Source organism: Burkholderia ubonensis (genome assembly GCF_902833085.1).
GTDB lineage: Bacteria > Pseudomonadota > Gammaproteobacteria > Burkholderiales > Burkholderiaceae > Burkholderia > Burkholderia ubonensis.
In genome coordinates, this window is record NZ_CADFEB010000001.1 from 231,742 (window position 1) to 243,906 (window position 12,165).

Consider the following 12,165-nt stretch of genomic DNA (forward strand, 5'->3'; position numbering starts at 1 on the left):
CGAGCGTATCGGCCAGCTCCGAACTCCTGCCCTGAAACAGCGCCTGTGCGACCTGCCGGGCTTCGCTGTCGGCGTCCTGACTGTCGGCGATCTGCTGCAGCTTCAGGCGTAGCATCGTGATGCGCTCGGTGAAGCGCTGCAGGCTCAGATCACTGGCGACGCTGGCCGCGGCAGCATTGCCGGACGCAACCAGGCGCAGCACCGGCCCGAACGATGCCCCCAACGGCCCGGCCGGATCGGGGCTTGCCGCTTGCGGCGCGTCGTCCTTGCTGGCGAGCATGCTCTGCGCTTTGGTCACCAGCGTGTCGGACAGCGAGGTTCGCACTGCGCCGGCCCCGCCCTGGTATTCGACCGATTTCATCAGTGCGATCACGGGCGACTGCCGGGAATCGGCGATCAGCTTCAACTGCGCGATGGCCGCCGGCAGCGTTCGCGCCGGCTCGCACGCGATGCCGTTCATGAAGGTTTGCCAATGTTCCGCGTAATCCGCGAAGTACCGCGCGCGCAGCGCGGTTCGCAACGCGTCCGGCGTCATCGCCGACGCGTTGCGATTGGCGCCGCCCGTTCCGAGCACCCAGTCGGCCGTCACGCCATTGCGTTTGGCCGATGCATCGATTGCGGCCTCGATCGTGCCGTCCCACGCCTGACGCGTAAACGCACCGGGGACGCTCGCCGAGGTCCGCAGCAATCCTCGCGTGTCGGTTCCGGCGGTCAACGACGCGAGCGTCTGGTCGGGGTATTTGTGTCCGACCGAATCGAGAATCCCCTGGTAAATCGTGTCGTCCGAGTTCTTGACGCCGATTACCGCGAGCAGCGTCTGGCGAGCGCCGCCAACGAGCTCGTCACGCGGTGCGAGACGCCAATCGGGATGCGCGCTCAGGTGCCGCGCGTAGAACGACAGCAGCCGTTGGGACAGGTCGAGTTTTTCGCCCGGCGACAGTCCTGCACCACCGCTCCAGTATCGGACGAGCTGCGGCGTCAGGAACGCGGCATCGGCACGCGTCGGCTCGGCCAGCATGAGGTACGTCTTGAGTGCGGCGTGACCGTCGCGTGCGAGACGGCTGAGCTGATCGTCAAGCTCGGTGGTGGGCATCTGGGACAGATCGACCAGCTGAGCTTCGATGTTCTGCTGCACAGGGGCGACGAGCCGAGGACGCGCTTCGCGCGTGTAGTGTGCCCACAGGGCGGTAAGCGCGTCCTGATCATGATTCAGGCCGAAGCGAGAGAAGAGCGTCGGATGCTGTGTGCGCGCCTCGTAAAACTCGATACGTTGCTGGAGCGCGAGCAAGGCTCGCAGACGCGCAGGCGCATCGACGACACGCTTGAAAGTACGGAGCGCATCGTTCGTGAGCGCGAGTTCGCGCGCGTTGGTCAAGCCGGAGGTCAGCAGGCCTGCGCCCCACAAGCCGACGGCCGCCAGCGCAATCACCGATAGCACCGTGATCGGGTGCGCTCCTGTGCGGCGCCCCGGCGAGCGCTTCGCAGCTTCAGCGAGATAACGCCACAGTGGATACTGGGCGCCTTCGGTACCGGCAGCAGGCCACGGCGAGAAGAACGCACCGGCTACCGGTAAAGGTCGACGCTGCCAGTCCGACAGATTTGCGATCCAGCGCGCCAGCGGCCCGCTGCGCGTATCGAGCCGGGTCGACAGGTCTGCGGCGTAGCGGTCGTCGCCGTTGCGCGCCAGTTGTCCGACGCTGGTGTCGGCCAAGCGGTTGCGCAATTCGAGCAGCGCGGCCTCGATCGCCGGTGCATCGGCGGATCGGGAAAATTCGCAGCCGGTGACGGGTGTGGCGGTGTGGTGAAAGGGATCGTCACCGGCGAGATCGAGAACGAAGACCGGCGCGGACCAACACAACAGGTGCGTGATGCGCGCGAGGCGAAGGCCCCACGGACTCGTGCCGCGGACCGTGTCGGGCAGCAGTGCCGAGTCGTCGAGCATCAGCACGATCGCATCGAGCGGGCGCGCGCGGCGAAAGCGACGGATCTGCTTCAACCACGCTTCGTCGAGGCAACCGTCTGGCCCGTTGCGCCCCCATAGCAATACCGCGTCGTCCGTGAGGAGCCAGCCGCGCTCGGCGAGTTCGGGTAGCAGCCGGCCGATGGTCGTGTCATCGCCTGTCAGCAACAGCCACGGTTGGCGATAGCGCCACCGAAGGCCGTGCCTGGCACGGAGTGCCGATGGCAGCCCATCCAGGACGTCGACTCGAGCGCGTTGGTCTGCTCCACCACCCGTGCCGCCGCGATGGTCGTTCAGCCATTGCGACAAGCGCCGCTCCGCGACCCGGAAGCGCGTAACGGCCCTCCAGATCGCCACGATCAGCGCGATCCCGGAGGCCGATGCCAGGACGCGCCACGCGAACGCCTGAACATCGGGCGATGCAAAGACGCCCCATTGCCCGCCAATCCAGATGAGCAGGCCGGCAAGCAGGGCGACCAACCCGATCAGCAGTATGTCGAACCAGAATTTGCGATCCATTTACAGACTTGCCGGAAAAGAAGGACGATTCGTCGCCCGAACCACGCCCAGAATCGACTCGCGACCGCTTTGCCTTGCGACCAGTTGCGGTCCGCCGAACGTCTGCGCGAAGTCGCACGCGCATGCGAGCGCGAGCCAGTCGGCCACGATGCCGCTATCGCCGACGGTCCGGTCGAGATCGTGCTCCCCGGATATCCGCTGCTCTGCCATCAGCGTGATGCCGCTGGCACGCGTTGCACTCAGCAATGCCTGTTGGCCAACGCGGTCGAAACCCGAATGCCACAGATGCTGGATCGCGCCGGCATCCGTTTCCCCCCACTGCAACGCAAATCCCAACGTGTCGCGCAGCGTCGCAATGGCGCCTTGTCGCGGCCGATGAATCTGTGCTACCGGCTCGAGCCGACTGCGCCGGGCAACGTCTTCCGGCGCCATGAGCAGTGCGACACCCGCCTCTGCGCTGCCCTTCGGCGGTCGTCCTGCCATCAGGCTGTGCAATTCGATCACGACGAGCAGCGTCGCATGGTCCCGTGCGTCGCCAGCCGGTGCGTCGAGCCACGCGTCGAGCGACATGAGACCGGGGGCCTCGGGATCGTTGGCGACAGAGACGTCGCGCAGCTCTCGTTGGCGCCATGCCAGCAGAAAGCGCTCTTCGACGCTTTCCGTGAGCGCCGGGGCGGCGACGTGCAATCTCACAACGAGCGGCAATGCGGGAGGAAGCATCGCGATCGGCTCCACGACCGGATCGAGCAGTTTGGCAATCAGGTCGTCCAGCACGGCAAGCTGGCGACCCGCGTCGTAGTCCGCGGGCGTTTCACCCACCGTGTATGGCAACGCACCGAACCACCGCGCTTCGATCGCCGTGGTCTTGTCGGGTGTCGTTTGCGACTTCAGCAGCAGATCGCCGCCTGCAATGGCCGACGCCGTGTTCTCGGCGTCGTCATGCGAAAAACGGTGTGCGCCCGCCAGAAGCACGATCGGACGGCTCTCCACGCGAAAGACATCGGCAACGTGGGCGTCGCGCCTGGCATCCCATGACTTCGCCGCGCGCTCCAGTCCGGCGTAGGCGCGGAAACGGATCACGACAACCGTCGATGCGGCGACAAGCGACACGCCCACCACCGCGATCCAGAACAAGGGCGTTGCCGTCGGAAGATGCCGTGGCCATATCAGCAAGCCGATCGCCATGCCGGTCAACGCGCACGCAAGGAACACCACCGCCCAGCGCAGGCGCGAAGGCGGGGGTGGCAATGGAGCCGCCGGCGGCGGCAACGACGACATCTCGATAGCCATGGTGAACGTGGATAAATTGGATATGGCGCTGAACATCTCCTTGCTTCCTGTTGCGAAGCAACGGGAGAAGCGCGCGTGCAATGGAGCAGTTGTGGGATAGCCGCGACGCGCCTGCGGGCTTTTCGCTGCTATTCCGCCAATCGGCGGCGGTGTCCGGGGCCGTACCGCCGGATTCCGGTCAAGCCTCACGGTCGAATTCCGGCCGGTTCAATCCGTACAGTCTGCGCACGCGTTCGATATCTTCCTGGGCCACTTTTCGCGTTTCGGGATCGACGCCCGGGGGAGGAGGAGACTTGTCCTCGAAGTCGCCGCCCTGCTCGTATGCGGCATCGCTGCCCGGCTCCAGCCAGTCCGCTTGCTTGATCAACTGTTTCCAGAATGTACGGTTACTGAAGCTGTCGGCCCGGCCGATCGGCAGGTCGTAAGCGAGAATCCGCTTGGCCAATTCGCCTCGGCGATACGCAAAGATCGTGCTGTGATTGGTCGGAATTGCGTCCGTCGTATCCAGCTCGTGCTTGATCTCGGCATCGGTCTGGCGACGCCTGCGCGGACGCTTGTCGTATGGATTCGGTTCGTCGTCCACCCACTTGAGCTTCTCGTACAGCAACTCCTTGTAGTACTTAAAGTCCTTGGTCTCGGACAGCTTTTCCCGTTTGTTTGGATCAGGGTCGAGATCATCGTTGAAGTCGTACATCAAGTCGGCGGACATCGGATCAGGTACTCGGGGGCCGTTGACGTAAATCTTCTCGTCCTTGCCGATCGATGCCATCTCGTCAATCAGTCCCGCCACTTTCGGCGACGGAGGTATCCACAACGGTCTGCCATCGGTCGGATGACGCGGCGTTCCGGGGCCGTTTCCCTGATCGGGCGTGCCTCCGACCGGATACGCGCGCATGAATTGACGCTGGAACAGAACGCCTTCGTATTTCTTGAACGGCTCGACCTTCCCTTGCGGAGTGTTCGGATCGGGCAGCCAGTAGTCCACACCTTTCCAGCCGATACTTTTCAGAGGCGTGGAACCCATGACGCGATCATGCGGCGAGCAGTAGACAAACACTCGCCCATGGTTGCGGTGGTCTTCCTGGCCTGGCACCGGTTGCTCCGTGGAGACGGACGGACTCCACTTCATACGCGCTCCGGGCTCGCATTCGGTCGAGGAAGCAGGATCGTTTCCAGGGCCATCCGCTTCACCGGCCGTCGATACGGCCTGCGTCTCGATGTCCAGCCACCCGCCAACCCCTTCAAGCTGCTTCTCAGTCGTCTTCCGCGCGGAATCGCTTTGCGACGCCTTGAAAAGGTCGAGAATGTTGAAAAACGTCCTGACGCGCGAACGCGCCGTCGGTGCCTCGTTCCCCATCGTCACGCCATCGATGACTTTGTCCTCAAAGCAATAAGGCGAATTGCACAGAAACAGCGTATCCGGCACCCGATCGACGTAAAGCATGGCCAGCGCGGCCACCATCGTGCCCTGGCTGTGGCTTACCACCGCGACGGTGTCGTCCGGATACCATTCGTAGATCGTGTCGATCAGCTTTGCGAGCCGCTTCGACGCGTTCACGTAATATGTCCGCTTCGGGGCCTCGTTCAGCGGACGGTCCCGCTCGGGGTTGATATGAGGACTGCCGATATCGACTACGCCCAGGACCTTTGGATCGAACCCTTTGTGCCACGACATGTTCAATGCCGTCGTACCGTTCTGAAACGGTCCACCGCCCCAGTAGTAGGTGCCCTTCACGCACGTTCCGGGGCTCTTGAACGAATACGAAGGATAGGTATAGGACCCGGGAGAGCCTTCGCGCTTCATCAGCGGAATCTTGTATCGAAACGTACCGGTAATCGTCTCGGACTCGGGAGCGCGGTAGCCCCAGTAGAAGTGGATTACAGGGCTGTTTCGTAAAGACTTAATCGTCCGCCCATCACCGCTATATGTATTGGCTTTGAAATCCACCCTGCCGAGACGATCGTTCAGGCCTTCTATCAAGCCGTTTTCAGCATGTTCGTACCATTCGCCCTCGGAATTGACTCCATGCACGAAGATTACTACACATGGCATAGGTCGTTGCATTGGCACCAAGGTTGTGTTGCCGTCGCCCGGCACGCACATTGACTCCGCAATAAATGTCGGATTGACATCACCCATTTCTCCCCCTTAAATTCAATTCATCATGTTTTTACTACACACGTCAAAAATCTACTGCCCGTTTATAGCAGCAGGACACGTCCACGTGGTCAAGCCCGATGGTGACTTGAGTGCAAACGGAACCCGTTGATATTCGATTAACCGCCCATTAGGCGGCAACACATCCCGAAACTCGTCCACTGCAACATCCTGGCTAACGTCATAGAGTCTCGCGGTATAAACGTCGTTCGGCGGCCGACGATCCCTCCGAGTAAGATAAAGTGATTTACCATCCAAAACGACGACATTCTCGATACTGCTGTATTTTCCAGATACGTACATCTCCCACAAAAATGACTTAAATGTACGCCCACCATCATGTGAGTAATATATATATATAAACGACCCGCTCATCTGAGAAAAGACGATCGCCGGTATCACCACATACTCCGAGTTGATCGCGTAGTACCCGCCGAATTCGCCACCTCCCAAAGTCAGTCCTGTTGCCGCAACAGCGGTACGAATACCGAGACGCGTATCGTAGTACCAGATCACCCCATCACAGCTACGGTTGCCTTGAATCGTGATGTAACGGTGATCGTCGATTCGATAGACCAAGCGCTCCGGATAAGCAGACGTCGGCGTCCCGCGGGCAGCGGGATTGGTCATCCCCGACGGAATGCCGGGCGGAATCAACAAGGAACACGCGGTGAGCAACACGAGGCTCAACGCCGAGACAGCAAGCGAGAAATATCGAATCATATAAATACCTTTCCTATCGGCAAGCGCTTGCAAATAAATCAGATCGACCTTCCCTTGCGAGCATTCGGATCGGGTATGGCTTCCTTGGGAAATTTCTCAAAACACTATTTCAAATCCACCGACGCCGCGCAACTCCATGCGACTTTTCCGGATGGGGACTTTATGGTGAGCGGCACCAAATGAGAATCGATCCGATAATTCTTTGGATCGACTGGACTTCGATCATCACTGACGGGAATGTCTCGACTTACGTCATAAAGCGATGACGAATACACGCGGACTGGTTCGTCTCGACTTTTTCGCGCTATATATAGATCCTTCCCATTGAGAATAATCACATTTTCCTCTCGACTGTATCGCCCAGAAAAGTACCCACCCCACAGGAACGACTTAAAATTACGCCCGCCGTCACGTGAGTAATAGATATACATAATCGATCCACTCATCTGGGAAAACTCGATCACTGGTATCACCACATACTCCGAGTTAATCGCGTAGTAACCGCCGAATGCACCAGCGCCCAAAGTCAACCCTGTTGCCGCAACGTCGGCGCGTACACCAAGACGTGTGTCGTAGTACCAGATCATTCCTACACAGTTGCGGTTGCCTTGAATCGTGATGTAACGGTGATCATCGATTCGATAAACCAAGCGTTCCGGATAGGAGGAGATCGGCGTTCCTCTGGCAGCAGGATTGGTCATCCCCGACGGAATGCCGGGCGGAATCAGCAAGGAGCACGCGGTTAGCAACACGAGACTCAGCGCCGAGACAGCAAGCGAGAAATATCGATTCATTTGAATGTCTGTCCTGTTGGTGAGTGTTCACGAAAAAGCGACACGACCTTCCTTGCCGGTGTTCGGATCGGGTAGCCAGTAGTCCACACCTTTCCAGCCGATACTTTTCAGAGGCGTGAAACCCATGACGCGATCATGCGGCGAGCAGTAGACAAACAGCCGCCCGTGGTTGCGGTGGTCCTCCTGGCCCGGCACCGGTTGCTCCGTGGAGACGGACGGACTCCACTTCATACGCGCTCCGGGTTCGCATTCGGCGAAAGGAGCAGGATCGCTCCCGGTGCCACCAATGTGGTGGTGTTGTCACCCGAGGCGCACATTGATTCAGCAAGAAAGATCGCTGGCGATTCAGTCATTTTTCAATCCCGTTGAGTCAATAATTTATCGTTTTCCTGAAAAGTCATCTCGAATCCGTCGATGCCGGGCAGATCCATTTAGTCAACCCGGATGGCGACTTGATTGAGAGCGGAACCAGCCGTGGATCAATTCGCTGACCATCCGACTTAACCGCCCGCCGATCATCTCCGATCGCGATATCGCGACTTACGTCATATAGACGCGCCAGATACGCATTTTTCGGCGGATTTTCATCCATTCGACCAATATAAAGAGATTTCCCATCCAATATAATAAAATCACCGCCTGAAACATTTACACCCCACACGAACGACTTGAATGTACGTCCACCGTCATGTGAGTAATAGATGTAGAGTAGTGGGCCGCTCATCTGGGAAAATACAATCGCCGGAATTACCACGTACTCCGAGTTGATTGCGTAGTATCCATCGAACTCGCCACCGCCCAAGGTCAACCCTGTTGCCGCTACTGCGGTACGAACACCGAGGCGCGTGTCGTAGTACCAGATCACCCCATCACAGCTACGATTACCTTGAATCGTGATGTAACGATGATCATCGATTCGATAGACCAAGCGCTCCGGATAGGCAGAGGTTGGCGTTCCTCTGGCAGCAGGATTGGTCATTCCCGACGGAATGCCGGGCGGAATCAGCAAGGAGCACGCAGTGAGCAACACGAGGCTCAGCGCCGAGACAGCAAGCGAGAAATATCGATTCATCTGAATGCCAGTCCTGTTGGTAAGTGTTCACAAAAAAACGGCTCGACCTTCCCTTGCGGGGTGCTCGGATCAGGTAGCCAGTAGTCCCCCCCTTTCCAGCCGATACGTTGCAGAGGCGTGGAACCCATGACGCGATCATGCGGCGAACACACATTGATTCAGCGAGAAACCTTGGCTGCGCATTGCCCGATCTCATTAACTCAACAATGTTATTTGTTTGGAACACCACCACGAATCGATTGCGAATCCACCGATGCTTCACAAGTCCACTCGGTTACCCCGGAAGGAGATCTAATGGATAGGGGAACTTGACGCGGATCAATCCTCGCCTCTTCGGATTTGACTACAAGCCGATCATCACCAACTGATATATCGCGACTTAGATCGTAGCGGTATGCCAAGTACAGTGCTCCGCGCATTCCTTTAGGTGCACCTGACCTTCGGCCAACATATAGAGCCCTACCATTCAACACGACAACGTTTTTGTCTGCGCTATCTCCGCCCCACAGGAACGACTTGAATTTACGTCCACCATCACGTGAATAATAGATGTAGAGCAACGGACCGCTCATCTGGGAAAAGACGATCGCCGGTATTACCACGTATTCCGAGTTGATCGCGTAGTACCCGTGAAATGCACCGCTGCCCAAGGTCAACCCCGTTGCCGCAACGTCGGTGCGTACACCGAGACGCGTGTCGTAGTACCAGATCATCCCTACACAGCTACGGTTGCCTTGAATCGTGATGTAACGGTGATCATCGATTCGATAAACCAAGCGCTCCGGATAGTTGGAGATCGGCGTTCCTCTGGCAGCTGGATTGGTCATCCCCGACGGAATACCGGGCGGAATCAACAACGAGCACGCGGTGAGCAACCCGAGGCTCAGCGCCGAGACAACCCACAACAGATATCGATTCATTCGATCCTCCCGCCCTGTCGATGCCACGAATGAATAGCCGAGCCGCACGCGAACGCTACGACAGATTCTTGTAAACCCACTCTCTCTCGCGTACCGATGGCACACGCGGGGCCGAACGTCGCGCATAAGACAAACGCGGCGAGACAGTGCCACGCCTTCCTCAAGGCGACGATGCATCTCCATGTCTTGTCGAAGTATTTACGCATCGCCCTTACCCAGAATTTCGATCCGTACAAGCTCGGCGATTTCACTTTGCGCCATGCTCGTCTCGCCCTTGTCATTGGTTATGCCTTCGATCACGCTACCGTTCTCCTTGTGGAGCCGATACCGATAGCCGGACAGGCGATCATCCGGATGGCCGTCGTAATGCAGCGCGAACTTGCGCGTGTTCGGTCCCGCGTTGCTGAGCGGCGGATAGGCTTCGTGCAAACTTGCAGGCCCCTCCGCGAACGTACCGGCACGCTTGAAAATGATCGACCCCGGGCACCCCAGTTCGATATTCCCGCCTGAAAGCTTGATATAGGCGCCACCGGACGAGATGACGACCGCGTTGCGCGAGAACGCATGAAGTTCTCCATTGACGCTGGTCAACTTCATGTCCTTGGCGGACGTCATCAGCACCTGGCCTGAATGTGCGATGGTGTGAATATCGCTTTTCGCGGCAACAACCTTGACGCCTTCGTTTTGCGCGAAAATCGATGCCCCGTTGGCGGCCGACAGCGAAAGATTCCTCCCCGCGCCGATATCGACACTATCGAGCGCGGTTGCCGTGAGATTCGTCTTCGCGGACAACTGCAGGTGATCGCCGCTGGTGACGGCCACGCCGGCGGGCGCGGTCGCCAACAGAACGGCGCGCTGGAGGCGATCCAGTTTTTGGGAAAGCAACTGTCGCTGTTGCTCGACTGCATTGACCTGTGCCTGGGCGGCTTGCGCGGCTTTCTCGAGGCCCTGCATCAGTTGCAACGCCTCCTTCAACTGAGCCGAAGCCGCCTGCATATCGAGTTGCTTGCCTTCCGCATTGGGCTGATCATCCGCGGAAATCAGCAACCCCTTGCCCCCGCGGATCGCACCATAACCGGAACTACGGAGTTCGAAGCCTTCGCCTCGATATTCCAGCTTCCGATCGACCAGATAGCCAAGATTCAACTGCGACTTGCCCGAGTGCTCGGTGCTGAGCTTGATGCCCTCCTGCCCGACCCAGTCCTCCATCCGCAGCTTGTTGTTCGACTGTGTGCGGATCACGTTGCGCGACAGCCAGCGGCGATCGTTCGTCACCAGATCCCGCGCTTGACTGTGGTGATGGAAGCCGATGATCTCGGGCTTGTCCGGGTCCGCATCCCGGAACGAAACGACCGCTTCGTCGTGGTCCAGCGCCGGGAAGTGGAAGCCCGTCTGCAGCTTGCCCGCGAACGGCTTGGCCAGCCGCAGCGGCACGCTCTCCCCGCCCGACGGCCAGTCCGCAAAGTCGACGTCGAACCGCACCGTGTAGTATCCCGCCGCGGTCAGGTACGCGTATTTGTACTTGTCGGGACTCGTCACCCGCGCGCTCAACGTGCCGGCGATTTTCGGCCATTTCTCCGGTTCGAGCCGGAGCCGGAAGCGCCGGTTGGCGGGGATGGCCTTGTAACTGTTCGTGTAGGCCCGATCGCGTGCGCCGCTGTGCGTCACTTCGATCACGACTTGCCCGTCGGGCGCGTCGGGCAGCACGGTGTCCAGGTCCAGCACGCGGCCGGCCTGCAGCGCGAGCACGTTGCTCTCGCCGTCGTAAACGACCTGCCAGGCGATCGCCGCTTCGTGGCGCAACTGCGCTTCCCACTTCGCGCCGGCCTGGTCCAGATGGTGCGTGCCGTACACATATGGCTGGCCGTAGGTGGTCGGGTCCTGCGGCGCGACGTTGGCCTCGTCCTTGAAGCGCTCCCACGCCTGCTCGGGGTTGTAGTCGGCCACTCGGAACGCCTGCGGCACCGTCACCGTGTGCGTCTTGAGCGCCATCACCGCCTCGGCACCGGCCGCCTCGAGCCCTGCCACCTCGCGATAAGGAACCGTCAGATGCGGATCCCACAGATAGTGGTCGACGTCGTCGGCAAACACGACCTGGTCGCCGTGCTCGGTCTCGACGATATAGCTGTAGATGCCGGCCTTCTGCATCAGCATCTGCACGTACGACAGATCGTCGGTCTTGTACTGGAAACGGAACAGGTGCTGCGGATACTCGCGGCGCAGGCGAAACGCGAACTGGTGGCCTTCAAGGCCGTGACTGCGCAGCACCGCTTCGATGATCTGCGGCGTGCTCTGGTGCTGGTAGATCCGGCTGGTGGTGACGGCCTCGAGACGCGCGAAGTGCGACTTCAGGACGATCTCGTACTTGGTGAAATCGTGCGTGGTCTGCAGCGTCGAGAAGCGGGCGATGAAGCCGGAGAACCGGCGAGGCGCACCGTCGTCGGGGACGATCATGCAGGCCGCGTCGCGGTTCAGGTACTCGGTGCGTGCGAGCGGCAGCGGATGCGTGAGCACGACACGCACCTCGGTAGGCGCGCCCATCCGCTCGGTCGCGAAAACCGACACGACCGACAGCGCGGCCGCGGAGTCGGTGCCGGGCACGTCGAGGAAATACGTCTGACGCCCCGATACATCTCTCAGGTTCGACGCGAACTGCTTCGCATCGTCAAACAGGCTGGCCATTGTTGTTCACCCCGTGTCCAGATAGCACTGCTACGCACTGCCGTCAT

Annotated in this window: 9 protein-coding genes; all 9 read right to left on the minus strand. The window is 59.8% G+C overall.

The window, feature by feature from the left end; all coding sequences use genetic code 11:
• The coding region (locus HWX31_RS01030) for an ImcF-related family protein (protein WP_175933858.1) at positions 1-2,479 on the minus strand (2,479 nt) is incomplete at its 3' end.
• Positions 2,480-3,805, minus strand: coding sequence for a hypothetical protein (locus HWX31_RS01035; protein WP_174961160.1), 1,326 nt, complete (start codon positions 3,803-3,805; stop codon positions 2,480-2,482). It lies immediately after the preceding gene.
• A gap of 142 nt (positions 3,806-3,947) precedes the next feature.
• Complete coding sequence (locus tag HWX31_RS01040; protein WP_244143608.1) at positions 3,948-5,909, minus strand: T6SS effector phospholipase Tle3 domain-containing protein; 1,962 nt, start codon at positions 5,907-5,909, stop codon at positions 3,948-3,950.
• A 51-nt stretch (positions 5,910-5,960) separates the two neighbouring features.
• Entirely contained in the window at positions 5,961-6,650 is a 690-nt protein-coding gene (locus HWX31_RS01045; protein WP_174961162.1) for a T6SS immunity protein Tli3 family protein, read from the minus strand.
• Between the two features lie 104 nt (positions 6,651-6,754).
• A complete protein-coding gene (locus HWX31_RS01050; protein WP_174961164.1) occupies positions 6,755-7,444 on the minus strand; it encodes a T6SS immunity protein Tli3 family protein in 690 nt (229 codons plus the stop codon).
• A gap of 27 nt (positions 7,445-7,471) precedes the next feature.
• Positions 7,472-7,675 carry a T6SS effector phospholipase Tle3 domain-containing protein gene (locus HWX31_RS01055; RefSeq protein WP_244143609.1) on the minus strand — a complete coding sequence of 68 codons (204 nt, stop codon included), beginning with the start codon at positions 7,673-7,675 and terminating at the stop codon, positions 7,472-7,474.
• Positions 7,676-7,841: 166 nt separating this feature from the next.
• Positions 7,842-8,516 (minus strand): T6SS immunity protein Tli3 family protein, encoded by a 675-nt coding sequence (locus tag HWX31_RS01060; protein WP_174961166.1) that lies wholly within the window; start codon positions 8,514-8,516, stop codon positions 7,842-7,844.
• Positions 8,517-8,725: 209 nt separating this feature from the next.
• A complete protein-coding gene (locus HWX31_RS01065) occupies positions 8,726-9,436 on the minus strand; it encodes a T6SS immunity protein Tli3 family protein (protein WP_174961168.1) in 711 nt (236 codons plus the stop codon).
• Positions 9,437-9,634: 198 nt separating this feature from the next.
• Positions 9,635-12,118 (minus strand): type VI secretion system Vgr family protein, encoded by a 2,484-nt coding sequence (locus HWX31_RS01070; RefSeq protein ID WP_174961170.1) that lies wholly within the window; start codon positions 12,116-12,118, stop codon positions 9,635-9,637.
• Positions 12,119-12,165: the final 47 nt, after the last annotated feature.